This window comes from Sphingobium sp. DN12 (assembly GCF_051058005.1).
GTDB classification, from domain to species: Bacteria; Pseudomonadota; Alphaproteobacteria; order Sphingomonadales; family Sphingomonadaceae; genus Sphingobium; species Sphingobium yanoikuyae.
Genome location: NZ_CP173719.1, coordinates 1 through 19,553 on the forward strand (window position 1 = coordinate 1; position 19,553 = coordinate 19,553).

The following is a 19,553-nucleotide window of genomic DNA, read 5'->3' on the forward strand; positions in this document are numbered from 1 at the left end:
ATGCATTATAGCAGTGGAAACTATGAAGCCTTTGTCCGTCCACGCAAGCCGGAAGGCGCCGACAAAAAGACGGCGTGGTTCGTCGGCTCGGGCCTCGCGGGGCTCGCCGGCGCCGCCTTCCTGATCCGCGACGGCGGCGTTTCGGGCGACCGCATCACCATATTGGAAGAGCTGGAAATCCCCGGCGGCGCGCTCGATGGTCTGGACGTGCCCGAAAAGGGCTTCGTCATTCGCGGCGGCCGCGAGATGGAGGAGCATTTCGAGTGCCTGTGGGACCTCTATCGCTCGATCCCCTCGCTGGAGATCGAGGATGCCAGCGTGCTCGACGAGTTCTACCGGCTCAACAAGGACGATCCCAACTTTTCGCTGCAGCGAACGACGCAGAACCAGGGTCAGGACGTGCCCGACAAGGCGCTGCTAACGCTCAACGACAAGGCGCAGAAGGATCTCCTCTCGGTCTTCCTTGCGACGCGGGAGGAGATGGAGAACAAGCGCATCAACGAGGTCTTCGGCGAGGACTTCCTCAAGAGCAATTTCTGGCTCTACTGGCGCACCATGTTCGCCTTCGAGGAATGGCATTCCGCGCTGGAGATGAAGCTCTACCTGCACCGCTTCATCCATCACATCGGCAGTCTCGCCGACTTTTCCTCGCTCAAGTTCAATCGCTACAACCAGTATGAATCGATGGTCCTGCCGCTGGTGAAGTGGCTGACCGATCACGGGGTTAAATTCCGCTACGGCGTCGAGGTCACCGATGTCGATTTCGACATCCAGCCCGGCTCCAAGCAGGCGACGCGCATCCACTGGAAGGAGCGCGGCGTCGAAGGCGGCATTGATCTCGGGCCCGACGATCTCGTCTTCATCACCATCGGCTCGCTGACCGAGAATTCCGACAATGGCGACCACAGGACACCGGCGAAGCTCAACGAAGGACCGGCGCCGGCCTGGGACCTGTGGCGGCGGATCGCGGCGAAGGATCCGGCCTTCGGCCGCCCGGACGTATTCGGCGCCCATATCCCGGAGACGAAATGGGCCTCCGCGTCGATCACTGCCCTCGACGCCCGCATTCCGGCCTATGTCGAGAAGATCACGAAGCGGAACCCCTTTACCGGCAAGATCGTCTCCGCCGGTATCGTCACGGTGAAGGACTCGGCGTGGCTGCTGAGCTGGACGGTTCATCGCCAGCCGCATTTCAAGAAGCAGCCCAAAGATCAGATGATCGCCTGGTTCTACGCGCTCTTTGTCGATTGCCCCGGCGACTTCGTGAAGAAGCCGATGCAGGAATGCACCGGTGAGGAGATCACCCAGGAATGGCTCTATCACCTCGGCGTGCCGGTCGAGGACATTCCCGAACTCGCGGCATCCGGCGCCAGCACCGTTCCCACGATGATGCCCTATATTACCGCCTTCTTCATGCCGCGCCAGGCGGGTGACCGGCCGGACGTGGTGCCGGAGGGCGCGGTCAACTTCGCCTTCATCGGCCAGTTCGCGGAGTCGAAGCAGCGGGACTGCATCTTCACCACGGAATATTCGGTGAGAACCCCGATGGAGGCCGTCTACACGCTGATGAATGTCGAGCGCGGCGTGCCCGAGGTCTTCAACTCGACCTATGATATCCGTACACTTCTTGCTGCGATCGGTCCGCTGCGGGACGGCAAGGGCATCGATCTTCCCGGGCCGGCCTTCCTGCGCAAACTGCTGATGAAGAAGCTCGAAGGCACCGAGATCGCCAAGCTGCTCGAAGAGTTCCATCTGATCGAGGAGTGAACAAAGACCGGAAGGCACGCGCGGCGTGCGAAAGGTGATGAATGGCCGACGACGATCAGAAGAGCGAACGCGCCGCCGAGGTGACTGGGGCGCACGGCCATCATCACCATCATGAGCCGGACGGCGAAACGCCGTCCGGTCACGTCGACCATGATCCGGTCTGCGGCATGGTGGTCGATCCCGCCAGGACCGCTCACAATGCTGAGTATGAAGGCGAGCGCTACGTCTTCTGCTCGGCCGGCTGCAAGGCGAAGTTCGACGCCGACCCCGTGCATTATGCGGCACTGGCAGCGCATGCTGCACATCACCATGAGGGTGCTGCCGCCCATGGCGATCATTCCCACCATAGCCACACGCATGGACCTGATACCCATGAGCATCACCACGTTGCGGCAGTAACGGCAACCGCAACGGAAGGGACGATCTGGACATGCCCGATGCATCCGGAAATCCGCCGGGATGCGCCGGGTAGTTGCCCGATCTGCGGCATGGCGCTGGAGCCGCTGATCGCGGCGGCGGATGCCGGATCAAGCCCCGAACTCGCCGATATGACCCGACGCTTCTGGATCGGCCTCGTGCTCGCCTTGCCCGTGTTCCTGCTGGAGATGGGCGGTCACCTGATCCCGGCGCTGCACCATTTGGTGCCGATGCGCATCTCGATCTGGATCCAGTTCGCGCTGGCGACGCCGGTGGTCCTGTGGGCCGGATGGCCGTTCTTCGAACGTGGCTGGGCGTCGATCGTCAACCGCAGCCTCAACATGTTCACGCTGATCGCGATGGGCACCGGGGTCGCCTGGGGCTACAGCATCGTCGCGACATTCGCGCCGCAGCTCTACCCGCAGGCTTTCCGAGGCGCCGATGGCACGGTCGCGGTCTACTATGAGGCCGCGGCCGTGATCACCGTGCTGGTGCTGCTCGGTCAGGTCATGGAACTGCGCGCCCGGGAGCAGACCTCCGGCGCAATCCGCGCGCTTCTCAATCTCGCGCCGAAAACCGCCCGGCGGATCGGGCGGAACGATGCTGAAGAGGATATTCCTGTCGAAGCCGTCGTCATCGGTGATCGGCTCAGGGTCCGGCCCGGTGAAACCGTGCCGGTTGACGGCGTGGTCGAGCAGGGTCGCTCATCGATCGATGAATCGATGGTGACCGGCGAATCCATGCCGGTGACGCGTGTAGTCGGCGAAGCGGTCGTAGGAGGTACGCTGAACCAGACCGGCGCGCTCGTCATCCGGGCTGAAAAAGTCGGGCGCGACACCATGCTCGCCCGCATCGTCCAGATGGTCGCGGATGCCCAGCGCTCGCGCGCGCCGATCCAGCGCATGGCTGATCAGGTGTCGGGCTGGTTCGTGCCGGTCGTCATCGCCGTCGCGCTGCTCGCCTTCGCGGCCTGGGGTGTATGGGGGCCGGAGCCGCGGCTGGCGCATGGCCTGATCGCGGCCGTTTCCGTGCTGATCATTGCCTGCCCCTGCGCGCTCGGGCTCGCGACGCCGATGTCGATCATGGTGGGTATCGGCAAGGGGGCGGCCGCCGGCGTTCTGATCAAGAACGCGGAGGCGCTCGAGCGGATGGAGAAGATCGATACTCTGGTGGTCGACAAAACCGGGACGCTTACGCAAGGAAAGCCGGCGGTGACCCGGATCGTCGTGGCCCCGCGATTTGTCGAGGAGACCATCCTGCGGCTTGCAGCCGGCGTGGAGAAGGCGTCCGAGCATCCGCTTGCGCGGGCGATCGTGGCGGCTGCCGACGAGCGAAAGATCACCATCCCCGATGTCGCCGACTTCGACTCGCCGACCGGCAAGGGGGCGATCGGTCGTGTCGAGGGCCGGCATGTGGTGCTCGGCAGCACCACCTTCCTCGCCGAACATGGGGTTGATACAGCGCCGCTCGCGGCACAGGCCGATGAGCTACGCCGCGACGGCGCAACCGCCATCTATATCGGCATCGATAAAGCCATCGGCGGCATCTTCGCCATCGCCGACACGATCAAGGCGACCACGCCTGAGGCACTGAAGGCCCTGCATGCGGAAGGCATCCGCATCGTCATGCTGACCGGTGACAATCGCACCACAGCCGAAGCCGTTGCGAGAAAGCTCGGCATCGATGAGGTCGAGGCCGATGTGCTGCCGGACCAGAAAGCCGCGGTCGTCGAGCGCCTGAAGGCGCAGGGCAAGGTGGTGGCGATGGCGGGTGACGGCGTAAATGACGCGCCGGCGCTTGCCGCCGCCGATGTTGGTATCGCCATGGGATCGGGGACCGACGTTGCGATCGAAAGTGCGGGCGTGACGCTGCTCAAGGGCGATCTCACCGGCATTGTCCGCGCGCGACGCCTGTCGCAGGCGACGATGGCCAACATCCGCCAGAACCTCGCCTTCGCGTTCATCTACAATGCGGCAGGCGTACCGATTGCGGCCGGTGCGCTCTATCCCACGTTTGGGCTGCTGCTGTCGCCGATCATCGCTGCTGCCGCGATGGCGCTGTCGTCCGTCAGCGTCATCGGCAATTCGCTGCGGCTCCGGACAGTGAAGGCATGACGGACCAAGGCCCCGACCTTGTGGCGGGGTCTTGCGTGGGGTCTTAGGCGTCACCTCAAGGTTTGTGCGCCAGACAACGATTTGGCAGACATAATGCGAACATCGGCTAATTAGCGAGCTTGAGGCGCGACATGGGATCGTTGAGCTGGCGGAATTCACCGCCAGGCGGACGCTCCGCCTGCCCTCAAAGGCAGCCGCCGGGCAGGCTACGCCGCGGGGTACGATGCTACTGACATGGCCAAGCCTTCGCTAACGAGCGTTCAGCTCCGGCCACCATATGAACACTCATAAAATAGCTATTCTGCTCCGCCCAGCGTAAATATGCCGCGCGCAGCGCCGATCGGTCATAGCGTGGAGCGCGGCATTCCGCTTTTCGCGCGACGATCATCATGTCGAGCACGCCTTGGAGGTAAGCGCCGCATCGCGGCTCATTCGCTTGACAGCTTACGAACAACGCCGAGCCCGTCGCCGACGCGGGTTCGGTTTGGCCGATCGCACTATCAGGCAGGGCGGCCAAAGCGGCGCATAACAATATCCATCGCCTTGGCCGCATTTTCGTCTCCTATTCCGCAGTATCATTTCGGAAGGGGCGCACGGCCCTCGACGGCCGGCGCCCCGTGCTGATCCATCATTCGCGGCCGAGCACCTGGCCTTCGGGCGTGACGAACAGTTCGATCGTCTTTCCGTCGCTGTTCTTGCCCTTGATTTCATAGAGCGTGCTTCCGTCCGCCTTTCGGGTGACTTGCTCCGCTTTGCTTATTGACGCGAGTTGCGCGCGTGCCGCGTTCATCGCGGCCTCGGGCACCTGAGCAAGCGGGATGTCTCGTTCGCTGTGCTTGCCGATTATCCGGTTTTCGTTCGCCTCGTGGTTTTGCGCGATCGCCACGCCCGCGATCGCCAGCGCGGCCGCGCCCACGCCTGCGACAACAGTGAGAGTTCGTTTGCTACCCATGTTCCATTCCACTTCCTGCATAAGGGCCGTGGGGTCGGGCGGGCGGCGGTTACGGCCCAATGAGCCGTCGTCCGAGTTCAACTCCTCTGATTGTTCATCCTGTCGAGCGCCGCGCGCAGCCCACGGGCGAGCTTGGCTGCGTCGTCGTTGGCCCAGAAGTGCATGAAGAACAGCCGCGGCTCGTCGTTTAGCATATGATTATGCAGCGCCGTGACCTCGATCCCGTTCGTCCGCAGCACGCGCAGGACCGGATCGACCTCGTTTGCGACAAGTACGAAATCGCCGGTGATGGCGGCTCGGCCGTCCCCGGTTGGCTGAAAGTTGATCGCGGTCGCCGTGCCCATCGTCGGCGGAGTCTCCATATCGCCGTCCATCAGCCGCTCGGCGCGCGGAAAGCTGTATTGGAGGATGCCACCGGCCGTCTTGCCCTCACCGCCCATCAACCGGTTGAGCGCGGCCACATCGAGGTCGAGCCGCGATGCGGCTGCGCTGGCCGAAGGCGATTGCGGCGCGGCGAGCGGGGTCCGACTGGCTGATAGCGCTTGCCGGAGCGCGGCCGCGAGCTTCACCGGGTCGCCGTGGCCGGCAATGTGCATGTACATGGTCGCAGGCGAAGAGCGGAGCAGGTGATTGTGGAGCGCGGTGATCGTAAAACCGCTTGCGAGCAGGCGGCTCAAAACGGGGTTCACCTCGTCGTGGGTCAGCACGAGATCGCCCATCACCATCGCCTCGTCGCCCATCGGCTGAAACGCCGCCCAAGAGCCGAGCGCGAGGGAGGGCTTGATCGTCACCCCATCCAGCGTGACGCTCAGGTCCGAACGCGGGAAGCTGTAGCGGTGAACGCCCCCCGGCTGTTCGGCCCCCGCTCGTCCTATCGCCCGGTCGACAGCCGACCAGTCCGGCGCTGCCCATGCCGGGCTTGCCAGCAGGAGGCTGGCGAATCCCAAGGCGATGGTCTTTTTCAGCATAATTGATCCTTCATCAGCGCACTCGACACGGAAAGCCTCACGTCATGCGAGCGCGCCGCCGGCGAGCCGCGACATTACGCTCCGGTTTCTTTCTTCGGGATAAGCAGTCCTATGCTCATGAGGCTTGTGATGCAACCCTTACACTTGTAGGCTAGTGACGATACAACTATGACAAACACACAAGCTTCCCCTTGGTTGCTCCTGATCCCGCAGCTTCCGGCTAAGCCTGCATATTTGCGGGTGAAGGTCTGGCGGCGTTTGCAGGCGATCGGGGCCGCGCCGCTCAAGAACGCCGTCCATGCGCTCCCCAATCGCGAGGACACGCGCGCGCTGTTCGAAGAACTGCATCGCGAGATCACCGAAAATGGCGGCGAGGCGCTGATCCTCGAAGCGCGCCTTGTCGGCGGCATGGGCGATGCGGAGCTGCGCGGAGTGTTCGACGCTGCGCGTGACGCCGACTATGAGGAGTTGGCACGCGAGGCGCGCGCGCTGTGTGAGGGCGAGTATGTCGCGGCGGCGGATGTGGGCCGCCTGCGCAAACGCCTGAACGAGGTCGCCGCGATCGACTTTTTCGGTGCGCATGGTCGGCAGGCGGCACAGGCCGCCATCACCGAGGCGGACCGCCGCTCTCACCAACATCCCGATGTGAGCGGCCCCGGTGCGCCCGAGCTGACCCCGGCGGAGCTAAAGCGCCGCGTTTGGGTGACGCGCCGCCATGTCCATGTCGATCGCATCGCGTCCGCCTGGCTCATTCGTCGCTTCATCGACCCCGAGGCGAGCTTCAAGTTCGTCGAGGGCAAAGGATATGTGCCGGAGCCTGACGAACTGAGGTTCGACATGGCGGACGCTGAGTTCACCCACGAAGGCGACCGCTGCTCCTTCGAGACCTTGGTGTTCCTCACCGGTCTCGAGACCGACCCCGCGCTGCGGGCGCTCGGCGAAATTGTTCACGACCTTGATATTGCCGATGCTCGGTTCGAGCGCCCGGAAACTCCGGGAGTGAGCGCGCTTATCGCCGGCATCTGTGCCGGCACCGACGACGACGAGGAGCGGATCGCGCGCGGATCGACCGCGCTCGACGGATTCTATGCTCACTTCACCCGGCGAAAAGAGGACTAAAGATGGAGGCCAGCGCACGCGCTGAAATCGCAGTCGAGACGCTGCACGAGCACGGCATCAGCTTTGGCGAGGCGGTGCGCGTCTGGATCAGGGTCGCGCTGCTCAGCTTCGGCGGACCGGCGGGCCAGATAGCGGTGATGCATCGCATCCTGGTCGAGGAGAAGCGCTGGATCGGCGAGGAGCGGTTCCTCCACGCGCTCAACTATTGCATGCTGCTGCCCGGCCCTGAAGCGCAACAGCTAGCTGTCTATATTGGCTGGTTGCTCCATAAGACCAAGGGCGGCCTGGTCGCGGGCGCGCTATTCGTGCTGCCCGGCTTCCTCGCGATTTTAGGGCTCAGCTATGTCTATGTGCTGCTCGGCGAAGTGCCGCTGGTCGAGGGATTGTTCTTCGGATTGAAGGCCGCCGTGCTGGCGGTGGTGCTACAGACGGTGGTCCGGGTGGGTTCGCGTGCCTTGAAGAACAACGTCATGCGCGGTTTTGCCGCGCTGGCGTTCGTCGCGATCTTCGTGCTCGACGTGCCCTTCCCGCTGATCGTGCTTGCCGCCGCGCTGATCGGCTTCTTCAGTGGCCGCGCTGGTTACGCCGCATTCAAGGGCGGCGGCGGACATGGTCCCGCCGGCGCTGAGATAATCCACGACCGCGACACCGCTCTTGGCGAGGGCCTTCCCGACCATGCCCGGCCGAACCTCTCTTGGTCGCTGCGCATCTCCGGCGTCCTGCTGCTGCTCTGGCTCGGGCCGGTCGCAGCGCTGCTGTTCGCGTTCGGCCCCGACGACGTGTTCAGCCGCATCGCCACCTTCTTCAGCCAGATGGCGGTGGTGACCTTCGGCGGCGCCTATGCGGTGCTCGCCTATGTCGCGCAGGAGGCAGTCGAGACCTATGGCTGGCTCCAGCCCGGCGAGATGCTCGACGGGCTCGGCATGGCCGAGACCACGCCCGGGCCGCTGATCATGGTGACGCAGTTCGTCGGCTTCCTCGCGGCCTTCCGCGAAGCGACCGGGCTGCCGCCGCTCGTCGCCGCGACCTTCGGCGCAATCCTCACCACCTGGGTTACCTTCCTGCCATGCTTCCTGTGGATCTTCGCCGGCGCGCCATTCATCGAGCGGCTGCGCGGCAACCGCGCATTGTCGGCCGCGCTTTCGGCGATCACCGCCGCAGTGGTCGGCGTGATCCTCAATCTGGCGGTCTGGTTTGGTATCCACACTCTGTTCGAGCAAGTCCGCGAAGTGCCGTTCGCAGCCGGCACCATCGATCTCCCAGTCCTAACGTCCGTCAACTGGCCGGCGCTGGCGCTCGCGGTGGGTGCGATACTCGCCATGTTCCGGTTCAAGGCCGGCATGCTGCCGGTGCTCGGCGTCTGCTCGGTCCTCGGGGCCGCATATGTAATGATCATCTGAAGGAGTGACGCGTGACGATCGACCATCTTTCCCGACGCAGTGCAATCGCAACTCTTGGCATCGGAGCCGCCGCCATGACTATCAACGAAGCCTCTGCGCAGACGCCGGCCGCAGCGCCGGCGGCTGTCCCCGCCTTTGCCGGAAATCATCAGGTCAAGCCGCTCAGGTTCAATCCCGCCAGGCTTCACGGCCTCTCCGAAAGGCTGATCACATCGCACCACGAGAACAATTATGCGGGCTCGGTCAAGGCCCTGAATATGATCGAGACACGACTTGCCGCCGCGCTCGCTGACACGGACCTGCCGCCGGTGGTCTATGGCGGATTGAAGCGCGAGGAGCTGCACCGCACCGGCTCGGTCGTGCTCCATGAGGTCTATTTCGACGGGCTCGGCGGCAACGGCCAGGCAGCCGGTTCCATCCGCGACGCGCTGGGCGCGGCGTTCGGCTCGTTCGACCGCTGGGAAGCCGACTTCCGCCGTACCGGGATGAGCCTTGCCGGCGGATCGGGCTGGTGCGTGCTCGTCTACAATCTCCACACGCGCTCGCTGCACAACCATTGGGCGTGGGATCATATGCACGGTGCGATTGCCGGCGTGCCGCTGCTCGCGCTCGATATGTACGAGCACAGTTTCCACATGGATTACGGCACCGCCGCCGCCAAATATGTCGACGCCTTCTTCCGCAACATCGACTGGGAAGTGGTCGACCGGCGCTATGCCGCGGCTTTGCGCGGCGGCGGCTGAACCCGACCGCCGTGGCTTAACACCCACTGCTGCGCGACACCTGAGTTCGCGACCACAAAGGGGACAGGTCCGATGGGGAGATGCAACAATGACATCCGGCCCGAACATCGCTCTTCTTTGGCGTGGGCAAGCAGCCGAGTGGACGCATCGCTTTCATGAAGCCCGGCAGTGGCCGATAATGCAGGCCTTGCGGGCGCTCGGGGCGACCGCAAGGCCTGTACTGTACAGGGACGAGGCGGTTCGCGAGATTCGGGACGAGCTGCTGTCGTGCGACGCAGTGCTGGTCTGGGTGAATCCGTTGGACATTTCAGGCGACCGCTCGCAGCTCGATCCAATGCTGCGCGAAGTCGCGGGGTGCGGCGTTGTCGTCAGCGCGCATCCTGACGTGATCGCCAAAATCGGCGTCAAGGAAGTGCTCTACACAACGCGATCCATGGAATGGGGCAGCGATGTCGATCGATACGTGGACGCTGAAGGCCTTCGCGCTCGTTTCCCCGAACATCTTGCCGCAGGCCCGCGCGTGCTGAAGCCGAACTACGGCAACGGCGGCAGGAATGTATGGCGTGTCCAACTAGACGAAGCGGGAAACGCTCCGGCTTTGAAAACGTCGGTGAAAGTTCAAGAGGCCCGCCAAGGAAGCAAATCGGAGCGCATCAGCCTAGCCGAGTGCTTGGAAAGGTGGGTGCCGTTTCTAAACGACGGCGGCGTGCTGATCGATCAGGCTTATCAGCCGCAGTCGTCCGAGGGCATGGTCCGCTGCTACGTGTGCGGGCACCGAGTGGTTGGCTTTGGGCACAACCTGATCACTGCGCTGATGACGCCAACGGCCATTGATACAACGTCGTCAACCCCACAGCCGATGGGCCGCGCTATGTTCGGACCGGAGGTGACGCGCTTCGCAGCCTTACGGAAAGCGATGGAGGATCGCTGGATTCCAGAGATGCAAAGGTTGCTGTCGATCGCCGACCACGATCTTCCGCTTCTTTGGGACGCCGACTTCCTATTTCGCCTTGGTGAAGCCATCAGCGATGGCTCCTATGCGCTTTGCGAGATCAATGCTAGTTCGGTTGCACCATTTCCGCCAAGCGCCGTCCAGCCAGTCGCCGCAGCGGCAATCGGTCGCGCTCTTGCCATTCGTTTGACGAAGGAGACCTCCAATCCTCATTGATATGATTCAAGCAATTCAAGAGACGTGACATTGGTCGTATCAATCAGACAAGCCTAAGGGTGAGCGAGGATGGGTGAAACCGGCTCAGGTGGCAGCGCGGAGATACTGGTAGAGGGTTTCGCGACTGATCCCCAGGTCACGGGCGATGACGGCCTTGCGCTCGCCGTCATCAACACGGCGGTGCAGCTCGGCGACCATTTCGTCGGAGAGGGAACGTTTCCGCCCGCGATAAGCACCGCGTTGTCTGGCGACCGCAATGCCTTCGCGCTGCCGCTCCCGGATCAGGGCGCGCTCGAATTCGGCGAACGCACCCATGACCGAGAGCATCAGGTTGGCCATCGGGGAATCCTCGCCCGAGAAGGCCAGGCTTTCCTTCACGAACTCGATCCGGACGCCTCTTTTGGTGAGGGACTGAACCAGTTTGCGCAGATCGTCGAGATTACGCGCCAATCGATCCATGCTGTGGACCACGACGGTGTCACTGTTGATTTCCACTGAGAAGTGACCCGGGTAGGGCGTAAATTTCCGCTGAGAATTGACCCATGTTGAACTCGTCCCTGGCTTTGACAAGCGAGGGTATATGGAGTGTTGGACATGGCGTTATTGAGCGTTATCCGGCGCTGGCATTTTCGCGATCATCTACCGATCCGGGAGATAGCGCGGCGCACCGGACTATCACGCAACACGATCCGCAAATATTTGCGGTCCGAGACGATCGATCCGCGGTTCAAGGTGCCTGATCGACCAAGCAAACTGGACCCATTTGCTGAGCATCTGGCGGCCTGGCTGCGGCGCGATATGGGCCGATCGCGCAAGCAGAAGCGCACGATCAAGCAGTTTCACGCCGATTTGGTGAGCCTGGGTTATGAAGGATCCTACAACCGGGTTGCCGCTTTTGCTCGGGACTGGCGCGAAGATTATCGGCGCCAGCAACAGATTGGCGGGCGTGGGACATTCGTGCCCCTGTCGTTCGCGCCGGGGAAGCTTTCCAGTTTGATTGGAGTGAGGACTGGGCAATCATTGCCGGGGTTCGGACCAAGCTGCAGGTTGCGCATTTCAAGCTCAGTTACAGCCGGGCATTCATCGTGCGCGCCTACCTTCTGCAAACCCATGAGATGCTGTTCGACGCCCATAATCACGCCTTCCGCGTGCTGGGCGGCGTGCCGCGCCGGGGTATCTATGACAATATGCGCACGGCCGTCGACAAGGTCGGGCGTGGCAAGGAACGCACCGTCAACGCACGCTTCCTGACGATGGTCAGCCACTATCTGTTCGAAGCTGAGTTCTGTAACCCGGCTGCGGGATGGGAAAAGGGGCAGGTCGAGAAGAATGTCCAGGATGCGCGGCACCGTCTGTGGCAACCCACGCCGCAGGCTGAGAGCCTTGATGCGCTGAACCTGTGGCTGGAGGAGCGCTGCAAGGCGTTATGGGAGGACATCCCTCACGGGATCGAACCCGGATCGGTTGCCAATGCCCGGGCCGATGAATCTGAGTGTCTGATGGTTGCGGGCAGGCCCTTCGATGGTTTTGTGGAATATCGCAAACGGGTATCGCCGACCTGCCTCATCCACTTTGAGCGCAATCGCTACAGCGTACCGGCCTCTTTCGCCAATCGCACTGTCAGCCTGCGCGTCTATCCTGATCGCTTTCAGGTCGTCGCCGAGGGGCAGCCAATCTGCGCACATCAGCGCATCATCAACCGCTCTCACGACGGTCCAGGTCATACGGTTTATGACTGGCGCCATTATCTGGCGGTCGTGCAGCGCAAACCCGTCGCCCTGCGCAACGGAGCGCCCTTCCTTGAGCTACCCGATGCGTTCCAGCGTCTGCAGCGACATCTGTTGCGCAATCCCGGCGGCGACAGGGAAATGGTCGAAATACTGGCGCTGGTTCTTCATCATGATGAGCAACTGGTGCTGACGGCGGTCACCATGGCGCTGGAGGCTGGCGTTCCGACCAAGACCCATATCCTCAATCTGCTCTATAGGCTGGTCGACGGAAAACCGATCTCCACGCCGCCGGTGACGGCGCCCCAGGCGCTCAAGCTGGTCAGCGAGCCGATGGCCAATGTCGAACGCTATGATGATCTGCGCAAGGAGAAGCGTCATGCGTCATGACCCTGCCAGCGGCGCCATCTGTCCGGCGTCAGCACCCATGGCACAGATTATGGGTTGAGATTTAAGGAGGGTTTGGGCTTCGTCGTAGTGACGAAGGAACGCAGATGAAGCCCAAACCCTCCTTGCGAAAATCGCCGACGAAGGCCTCTGCCGAAGCCGTGGTGAAGGATATTCGCCGACAGACGCGGCGGCATTTCTCGGCCGAAGACAAGATCCGCATCGTGCTCGACGGATTGCGCGGCGAGGACAGCATCGCCGAACTGTGCCGGCGTGAAGGCATTGCCCAGAGCCTCTACTACACCTGGTCGAAGGAGTTCATGGAAGCCGGCAAGCGCCGTCTTGCCGGTGACACCGCCCGCAGTGCGACAACGGGCGAGGTTCAGGACCTGCGCCGCGAAGCCCGTGCCCTCAAGGAATGCGTGGCCGATCTGACGCTGGAAAACCGTCTGCTCAAAAAAAGCATGATCGCGGATGGGGGCGACGACGAATGAGGTACCCTGCCGCAGAAAAGCTGGAGATCATCAGGATCGTCGAGCAGTCGCACCTGCCCGCCAAGCACACGCTGGATAAGCTCGGCATTCCCCGCCGGACGTTCTACCGCTGGTATGATCGCTTCCTCGAAGGCGGCCCCGAATCGCTGGAGGATCGCCCCTGTGCGCCAGGCCGGGTGTGGAACCGCATTTCCGAGGATGTCCGCGAGCAGATCGTCGAGATGGCGCTTGATGCGACCGAACTCTCCCCCCGCGAACTGGCCGTGCGCTTCACCGACGAGAAGCGCTACTTCGTGTCGGAGGCCACGGTTTACCGCCTGTTGAAGGCGCACGACCTGATCACCAGTCCGGCCTATACCGTGATCAAGGCCGCCGACCAGTTCCACACGAAGACCACCCGGCCGAACGAGATGTGGCAGACAGACTTCACCTACTTCAAGATCATCGGGTGGGGCTGGATGTACCTTTCGACCGTGCTCGACGACTATTCGCGCTACATCATCGCCTGGAAGCTGTGCACCAACATGCGCGCCGAGGACGTCACCGACACGCTCGACCTCGCTCTCAAGGCCTCGGGTTGCGATAGTGCCACGGTGCTGCACAAGCCCCGGCTGTTATCGGACAACGGCCCCGGCTACATCGCGGGCGAACTCGCCGAGTACATCGAGGCCCAGCAGATGAGCCACGTTCGCGGAGCCCCGTTGCATCCGCAAACTCAGGGCAAGATTGAGCGCTGGCACCAGACCTTGAAGAACCGCATCCTGCTGGAGAATTACTTCCTGCCCGGCGACCTCGAGGCCCAGATCGAGGCGTTCGTGGAGCACTACAATCACCAGCGCTACCACGAGAGCCTGAGCAACGTGACCCCGGCAGACGCCTACTTCGGCAGGGCTCCCGCCATCATCAGGCGCCGCGAAACCATCAAGCGAAAGACCATCGAACATCGCCGCTTGCTTCACCGCAAGCTCGCCGCCTAACATCAAGCCCCAGACGAGGCCCGCTCTCCGCTAATCCACGATCCCATCTGTGCCAAATGTTTCGACGACGGACAGACCCTGCCAGCGGCGCCATCGTCGTCATGCTCCGCAGCCTCAAGATGCATGGCATGGCGCAGGCCGTCACCGATCTCATGGAACAGGGATCTCCAGCCTTCGAAGCCGCCATCCCGATCCTCTCCCAGTTGCTCAAAGCCGAGACAGCAGAACGGGAGGTTCGGTCTGTGGCCTATCAGCTCAAGATCGCGCGCTTCCCTGTCTATCGCGATCTGGCCGGCTTCGACTTTACCAGTAGCGAGGTCAATGAAGCTCTGGTGCGTCAGTTGCATCGCTGCGACTTCATCGACATCGCCGACAATATCGTGCTGGTCGACGGTCCTGGCACCGGCAAGAGCCATGTGGCAACGGCGCTGGGCATCCAGGCCATCGAACATCATCGAAAGCGCGTCCGCTTCTTCTCGACGGTCGAACTGGTCAATGCGCTCGAGCAGGAAAAAGCACAGGGCAAGGCCGGTCAGATCGCCAATCGCCTCCTGCACTCCGATCTCGTTATCCTGGATGAGCTTGGATATCTGCCGTTCAGTGCTTCAGGTGGCGCGCTGCTCTTCCATCTGCTGAGCAAACTCTACGAGCGCACCAGCGTCATCATCACCACAAACCTGAGCTTCAGCGAATGGGCCACCGTGTTCGGCGACGCCAAAATGACCACGGCGCTTCTCGATCGGCTTACCCATCACTGCCATATCCTGGAGACCGGCAACGATAGCTTCCGCTTCAAAAACAGCTCTGCCAAGCAGGCCAGAACCCAAAGGAGAAAACCACGGGTTGACCCACCCGTGACACCCGAAACATAATCCGCAGACGGGTCACTTCTCGATGGAAAACCCGGGTCACTTCTCAGTGGAAATCAACAGCCAACGGTATTTTTCGCGATCGTGTGGGATTGGATCGCGCCGATTGCTTTTGGCGGGAATGACAGCCTCAACGTCAGCATTGGCCAATTCCTCGCGGATGGCATCTGCATCGTAGCCCTTGTCCGCCAACAATGCCTCGATCTTATGAGCAATCAAACGGAACAGCGGGCCAAAGCCTTGGATATCGTGGCTCTGGCCCGGCGTCAGGACAAAGCCGAGCGGTCGGCCTTTGGCATCGCAGCGGGCGTGGAGCTTTGTGCTGAATCCGCCTCGCGATCGGCCAAGCGCCTCGGTTTCCTGAGTCCCTTTTTTATGCCGACGGCACAATGATGTGCTCGGACCACGGTGCTGTCGATCATGTCCGCAGTGGCATCACGAGCCACCATTTCGCCCAGTGTCTCGAGCATCGCCTCGAACACCCCGGTCGTAACCCAGCGCCGGTAGCGGCGGAAAACGCTGTTCCACTTGCCATATTCATCCGGCAAGTGGCGCCATTGCGAACCTGTGCGGGCGATCCACATCATGCCTTCGAAATACAGCCGGTTGTCCTGTGCTGGACGACAGCCACGACCACGCTCAGATGGCAGTAATGTGCCGATGATCCCCCACTCGTCCTCCGTCAGCCCAATACGCTCGCCCAACGCCACCTCCAAAAGGCAGCCTTGAATCAACGCCCGATCCTGCTGTCAACCTTTGTCCACGAAACCTAGCAACTGCAATTACAGATCCTGACCCTGAAGCGCGGGGGCGTCGCGGCGCTCGTTTGCATGCATGCCACGAAAGACTATGGGCAGGGCATTGGTCATCGGCTAGGTCGGGGCTGATCCGTTGCTCCTGAAAGATGGCGCAGTCCCTCTGAAGGTCATCACCGAAGCAGCCCCAGGAGGCTGTTCGCCCACTTGACGTATTGCCATGCAACCAAGTGTACCCGGGCTATCGCTTGGGAAGGTCAGCAAGTAATGCTGGTCTCGATCAGACTGACGCCATGACGTTCGCATGTGGAACGGAGCTTCGGATCGTCGATCCGATCAGTGACGAAGAAATCGATCACATCCATTCCACACACACGCACTGGAGCCGAGCGCCCCACCTTGCTGGAATCAGCTACAAGGATCACCTTGCGCGCGTTACGGATGATCGTCTGCGAGACTTCCACTTCATCGATCGCGAAATCGAGCAGACTTCCGTCAATGTCGATCGCCGAGATGCCGATGAGCGCATAGTCGACGCGAAAATTTTCGATGAAGCGCATTGCGAGCGCCCCCACCACGGCACGATCGCCGGTGCGCACCTTGCCGCCTACGCAGACAAGTTCCATCGCCTGATGATCTGAAAGGGTGTCAACGACGTTGAGATTGTTCGAGACCACCATGAGGTTGCGATGATGCACAAAATTTGCAGCCACAGCCTCGGTTGTGGTGCCGATATTCACGAACAGGGAAGCGCCATTGGGGATCAGCGCGGCAGCTGCTGCCCCAATACGAGCCTTCGCATTCGATGCGACAGTCCGACGTGCGTCATAGGCCAGGTTGTCAACGCCGGAGGTCACCAGCGCTCCGCCATGAATGCGGGAAAGCAGCGACTGTCCGGCTAGCACGTTCAGGTCCTTGCGGATCGTTTGCGGTGTTACGCCAAGCCGCTCGGCCAGATCCTCAACGGCAACGCTGCCAGCGCTGCGGGCTATCTCCAGGATATGCTCTCGACGTGCTGCGACGACATCGCCTTCAGCCGCGGTTCCTCGCTCCATTGCTCCTGCTTCCTGTTTCCTTGTGATCTTGCTGATCACTAAAGCGAAGCGACGCACCGGGAAAGTGTGCTGAGATAGGCATCGATTTCAGTCTCGGTCCCAGGCGGCACATGCAAGCCCAGCTTCGAGCGTCGGTAAAGAATATCCTCTGCTGTACGCGCCCATTCGGCCGCGAACAGATATTCTATCTCGGCGGCGTGGAGCCCGGCCCCGAAGTCCTCGCCCAGGTCAGCCGGAACGCTTGCGGCGCCAAGAATCTGGATCGCTTCTGTGCCATATGCCCGAGCGAGGCGGCGAAGCAACTTTGAGGGCATGTCCGGCCACCGCGATGACAGGTCAGCCACAAACCGATCAAAGTCCTGCCCCGGCAGATTTCCACCGGGCAGCGGTTCACCTGCTGTCCAGGCCTTCCCGGCAGTTGGGAACACTTCAGCTATATGCTCCATCGCATGCTCAGCCAATTTGCGATAAGTGGTGATCTTTCCGCCGAAGATACTGAGTAGTGGCGCCCGTGTTTTCTCGGGTTTCTCGAAATCGAGCACATAGTCACGCGTTACCGCAGAGGCGTCGGCAGCATGATCGTCATAAAGCGGGCGGATGCCGGCATAGCTCCACACGATATCGGACGGTGTAATCTCCTTTTCGAAATAGCGATTCACCGTCGCGCACAGATAGTCGACTTCGCCCTGGCTGATTTCAGCCTTGCCGGGTTCGTCCGTCCAGGGCTCATCGGTGGTGCCAATCAGTGTGAATTCGCCTTCATAAGGAATCGCGAAGACGATGCGACGGTCCGGATTCTGCAGCATGAACGCATGGTCGCCATCGTAGAGGCGCGGCAATATCATATGACTGCCCTTGACAAGCCGCACGCCGCGATTGTTGTTGCTGCGCCCGATGCGGCCAAGAACCTTATCGACCCATGGACCGGCGGCATTGACCAGCATCCTTGCGCGCACCTGACGGACTGTACCGGCTTTCGTTTCGAGCGTTGCAATCCACTCGTCATTTTCGTTTTGTGCTTGCGTTAGCTGTGTGCGTGTTTCGATCCGGGCGCCGCGGGCAGCCGCATCCATTGCGTTAAGTACGACGAGCCGGCTGTCTTCCACCCACCCGTCTGAATAGACGAAAGCCTTGCCCCGTTTCTTGCCCTTCTGGGGCTTGAGCCCGATCCCGCGCGGGCTGCGGTCGAGGTTTATCGTTTCGGTTCCGGGCAAGTTCTTCCGGCCACCCAGATTATCGTAAAGGAACAGGCCAAGTCGGACCATCCAGGCGGGGCGAGGGGAAAGTGATTGCGGGAGGACGAACCGCAGCGGCCACATGATGTGCGGCGCCATAGCCAGTAACCGCTCGCGTTCGATCAAAGCCTCTCGGACTAGGCGGAATTCGTAGTATTCCAGATAACGCAGCCCGCCGTGGATTAGTTTTGTCGATGATGAGGAGGTATAACTGGCCAGATCGTCCTGCTCTACCAGCAGGACCGAAAGTCCGCGGCCGGCGGCGTCGCGTGCTATCCCGGCGCCATTCACGCCTCCCCCCACGATCAACAAATCATAGGTTTCGACGTGCATACCGGTAGCAGGAGAGGGGGGCGGGCATGCGGTCATTCGATCTTCTCTCGATAGGAAGGCGGCGGAAGTGTCCTGGTTCGATCCGAAGGGCATCTTTCCCAGGCTTCTTTCGATAGAAAATAATATGCCAAAACCGAAAATGCAAACGAAAGAGTTGACGTTAATATGAAAGCGTGTGCAGATGGGGCAGTTTCAGATGAAAATTGTTCCAACGTGGGGAGACTTGAAGGTGGAATATCGCCGCGCCCTGATCGGCGAACTCATCTCCGAGGCCTTGGCGGTCGCGATCATAATCCTGATCGGTGATGGTGCGGCAGCCATGATCACCCTTTATGACCCGAGTCCCTATGCTCAGGCCTATTGGGGCGTTTGCATCGCCTGGGGGCTGGGCGTGACAATCGCGATCTATGTCACGGGTGCCGTTTCCGGAACACACGCCAATCCGGCGGTCACGCTGGCGCTCGCTTTTTTCCGTGGTTTCCCCAAACGCAAGATTTTGCCTTATTGGATAGCGCAGGTGATAGGTGGGTTCATCGGTGCCAGCCTGGTGCTGCAACTTTATCATCCGGTGATTGACGCTTATAATGCAGCCCATGGCTTGACGCGTGCGACAGGTGGCGCCGCAGGGGTATTCTTCACTCATCCCGGCGAACATATCACCCCGATCCACGCATTCTGGGATGAAGTGATCCTGACCGGCCTCCTGTTGCTGGGAATCTTCGCCATCACGGACGAGTTCAACGATGTTGCGCCACGGGCGAATTCGAGCGCTCTCATGATCGGTCTGCTGGTCGCGACCATTGGCGCGTCCGCAGGATATCTGGAAGCCTGGGCACTCAATCCCGCTCGCGATTTTGGGCCACGGCTTCTGGCTTGGCTCGCCGGATACGATCAGGCCGCTTTTCCAAGTCCCGAGAATTACTGGTGGGTCCCGATTGCCGCGCCGTTACTTGGTGGAACGCTCGGCGCTGGTCTCTATCAAATTGCCGTCAAGCCATATTTACCTTCGCGAAGCAAGTCAGGTGCGCCGGGCGATACGGACATGCCTGTCAAGTAAACCTTTGAAGAAAAGC

The 19,553-nt window shown here is 61.6% G+C and carries 15 protein-coding genes and 3 pseudogenes; 10 read left to right on the forward strand and 8 right to left on the reverse strand.

Features of this window, described 5'->3' with window-relative positions; genetic code table 11:
* Nucleotides 1–1,767 carry an oleate hydratase gene (locus ACI6S0_RS25195; protein ID WP_017503237.1) on the forward strand — a complete coding sequence of 589 codons (1,767 nt, stop codon included), beginning with the start codon at nt 1–3 and terminating at the stop codon, nt 1,765–1,767.
* A 41-nt stretch (nt 1,768–1,808) separates the two neighbouring features.
* The gene (locus ACI6S0_RS25200; protein WP_039996361.1) at nt 1,809–4,298 is read left to right on the forward strand and encodes a heavy metal translocating P-type ATPase; all 2,490 of its coding nucleotides are present in this window, start codon (nt 1,809–1,811) and stop codon (nt 4,296–4,298) included.
* Between the two features lie 226 nt (nt 4,299–4,524).
* Here the strand turns inward: ACI6S0_RS25200 and ACI6S0_RS25205 are convergent, their stop codons facing one another.
* From ACI6S0_RS25205 to ACI6S0_RS25215, 3 genes are all read right to left on the reverse strand, one after another.
* On the reverse strand, nt 4,525–4,851 hold the full coding sequence (locus ACI6S0_RS25205) for a Rap1a/Tai family immunity protein (protein WP_223178489.1): 327 nt from the start codon (nt 4,849–4,851) through the stop codon (nt 4,525–4,527).
* A 75-nt stretch (nt 4,852–4,926) separates the two neighbouring features.
* Nucleotides 4,927–5,331: a PepSY domain-containing protein gene (locus tag ACI6S0_RS25210; RefSeq protein ID WP_235682153.1), complete on the reverse strand. Its 405-nt coding sequence runs from the start codon at nt 5,329–5,331 to the stop codon at nt 4,927–4,929.
* On the reverse strand, nt 5,328–6,218 hold the full coding sequence (locus ACI6S0_RS25215) for a DUF1259 domain-containing protein (protein WP_008603797.1): 891 nt from the start codon (nt 6,216–6,218) through the stop codon (nt 5,328–5,330). The genes ACI6S0_RS25210 and ACI6S0_RS25215 overlap by 4 nt, the downstream gene beginning before the upstream one ends.
* 168 nt (nt 6,219–6,386) lie before the next feature.
* On the opposite strand from ACI6S0_RS25215, the gene ACI6S0_RS25220 reads away from it, so the two are divergent.
* From ACI6S0_RS25220 to ACI6S0_RS25235, 4 genes are all read left to right on the forward strand, one after another.
* Nucleotides 6,387–7,337, forward strand: a complete 951-nt coding sequence (locus ACI6S0_RS25220; protein ID WP_025160483.1) for a chromate resistance protein ChrB domain-containing protein — start codon at nt 6,387–6,389, stop codon at nt 7,335–7,337.
* Nucleotides 7,338–7,339: 2 nt separating this feature from the next.
* Entirely contained in the window at nt 7,340–8,737 is a 1,398-nt protein-coding gene (chrA, locus tag ACI6S0_RS25225; RefSeq protein ID WP_185704840.1) for a chromate efflux transporter, read from the forward strand.
* 74 nt (nt 8,738–8,811) lie between these two features.
* Nucleotides 8,812–9,480: a superoxide dismutase gene (locus tag ACI6S0_RS25230; RefSeq protein WP_017184236.1), complete on the forward strand. Its 669-nt coding sequence runs from the start codon at nt 8,812–8,814 to the stop codon at nt 9,478–9,480.
* An 88-nt stretch (nt 9,481–9,568) separates the two neighbouring features.
* Nucleotides 9,569–10,648, forward strand: coding sequence for a Cj0069 family protein (locus ACI6S0_RS25235; protein WP_185704838.1), 1,080 nt, complete (start codon nt 9,569–9,571; stop codon nt 10,646–10,648).
* An 84-nt stretch (nt 10,649–10,732) separates the two neighbouring features.
* On the opposite strand, the pseudogene ACI6S0_RS25240 reads toward ACI6S0_RS25235, so the two are convergent.
* Nucleotides 10,733–11,128, reverse strand: a pseudogene (locus ACI6S0_RS25240) (recombinase family protein); the annotation flags it as partial.
* Nucleotides 11,129–11,242: 114 nt separating this feature from the next.
* Here ACI6S0_RS25240 and istA point away from each other — a divergent pair.
* The 3 genes and pseudogenes from istA (at nt 11,243) to istB (ending at nt 15,105) form a co-directional block, all read left to right on the forward strand.
* Nucleotides 11,243–12,765: pseudogene (istA, locus tag ACI6S0_RS25245) on the forward strand (IS21 family transposase).
* A gap of 104 nt (nt 12,766–12,869) precedes the next feature.
* Nucleotides 12,870–14,233, forward strand: a protein-coding gene (locus ACI6S0_RS25250; RefSeq protein WP_139278864.1) for an IS3 family transposase whose coding sequence is annotated in 2 segments (ribosomal slippage) — nt 12,870–13,217 and nt 13,220–14,233 — 1,362 coding nt in all. Because the reading frame shifts where the segments join, the coding sequence is not laid out codon by codon here.
* A 56-nt stretch (nt 14,234–14,289) separates the two neighbouring features.
* Complete coding sequence (gene istB, locus ACI6S0_RS25255) at nt 14,290–15,105, forward strand: IS21-like element helper ATPase IstB (RefSeq protein WP_434406018.1); 816 nt, start codon at nt 14,290–14,292, stop codon at nt 15,103–15,105.
* Between the two features lie 36 nt (nt 15,106–15,141).
* Here the strand turns inward: istB and ACI6S0_RS25260 are convergent, their stop codons facing one another.
* The 4 genes and pseudogenes from ACI6S0_RS25260 to ACI6S0_RS25275 form a co-directional block, all read right to left on the reverse strand.
* Nucleotides 15,142–15,492 (reverse strand): transposase, encoded by a 351-nt coding sequence (locus ACI6S0_RS25260; protein WP_161735056.1) that lies wholly within the window; start codon nt 15,490–15,492, stop codon nt 15,142–15,144.
* Nucleotides 15,450–15,812 (reverse strand): annotated as a pseudogene (locus ACI6S0_RS25265) (IS5 family transposase); the annotation flags it as partial. The pseudogene ACI6S0_RS25265 and the gene ACI6S0_RS25260, both read right to left, overlap by 43 nt.
* A 302-nt stretch (nt 15,813–16,114) precedes the next feature.
* Nucleotides 16,115–16,912 carry a DeoR/GlpR family DNA-binding transcription regulator gene (locus tag ACI6S0_RS25270; RefSeq protein ID WP_004207045.1) on the reverse strand — a complete coding sequence of 266 codons (798 nt, stop codon included), beginning with the start codon at nt 16,910–16,912 and terminating at the stop codon, nt 16,115–16,117.
* 38 nt (nt 16,913–16,950) lie between these two features.
* Nucleotides 16,951–18,480 carry a glycerol-3-phosphate dehydrogenase gene (locus ACI6S0_RS25275; RefSeq protein ID WP_037490106.1) on the reverse strand — a complete coding sequence of 510 codons (1,530 nt, stop codon included), beginning with the start codon at nt 18,478–18,480 and terminating at the stop codon, nt 16,951–16,953.
* A 196-nt stretch (nt 18,481–18,676) separates the two neighbouring features.
* Between ACI6S0_RS25275 and ACI6S0_RS25280 the strand changes: the two genes are divergently transcribed.
* Nucleotides 18,677–19,537, forward strand: coding sequence for an MIP/aquaporin family protein (locus ACI6S0_RS25280; protein ID WP_047099721.1), 861 nt, complete (start codon nt 18,677–18,679; stop codon nt 19,535–19,537).
* Nucleotides 19,538–19,553: the final 16 nt, after the last annotated feature.

Bases quoted from the DNA above. Each gene is read 5' to 3' on its own strand.
- ACI6S0_RS25280 (WP_047099721.1), top strand. From the start codon at position 18,677: ATGAAAATTGTTCCAACGTGGGGAGACTTGAAGGTGGAATATCGCCGC.
- istB (WP_434406018.1), top strand. From the start codon at position 14,290: ATGTTTCGACGACGGACAGACCCTGCCAGCGGCGCCATCGTCGTCATG.
- ACI6S0_RS25270 (WP_004207045.1), bottom strand. From the start codon at position 16,912: ATGGAGCGAGGAACCGCGGCTGAAGGCGATGTCGTCGCAGCACGTCGA.
- ACI6S0_RS25230 (WP_017184236.1), top strand. From the start codon at position 8,812: ATGACTATCAACGAAGCCTCTGCGCAGACGCCGGCCGCAGCGCCGGCG.
- ACI6S0_RS25235 (WP_185704838.1), top strand. From the start codon at position 9,569: ATGACATCCGGCCCGAACATCGCTCTTCTTTGGCGTGGGCAAGCAGCC.
- ACI6S0_RS25195 (WP_017503237.1), top strand. From the start codon at position 1: ATGCATTATAGCAGTGGAAACTATGAAGCCTTTGTCCGTCCACGCAAG.
- ACI6S0_RS25275 (WP_037490106.1), bottom strand. From the start codon at position 18,480: ATGCACGTCGAAACCTATGATTTGTTGATCGTGGGGGGAGGCGTGAAT.
- ACI6S0_RS25205 (WP_223178489.1), bottom strand. From the start codon at position 4,851: ATGCGGCCAAGGCGATGGATATTGTTATGCGCCGCTTTGGCCGCCCTG.
- ACI6S0_RS25200 (WP_039996361.1), top strand. From the start codon at position 1,809: ATGGCCGACGACGATCAGAAGAGCGAACGCGCCGCCGAGGTGACTGGG.
- chrA (WP_185704840.1), top strand. From the start codon at position 7,340: ATGGAGGCCAGCGCACGCGCTGAAATCGCAGTCGAGACGCTGCACGAG.
- ACI6S0_RS25220 (WP_025160483.1), top strand. From the start codon at position 6,387: ATGACAAACACACAAGCTTCCCCTTGGTTGCTCCTGATCCCGCAGCTT.
- ACI6S0_RS25215 (WP_008603797.1), bottom strand. From the start codon at position 6,218: ATGCTGAAAAAGACCATCGCCTTGGGATTCGCCAGCCTCCTGCTGGCA.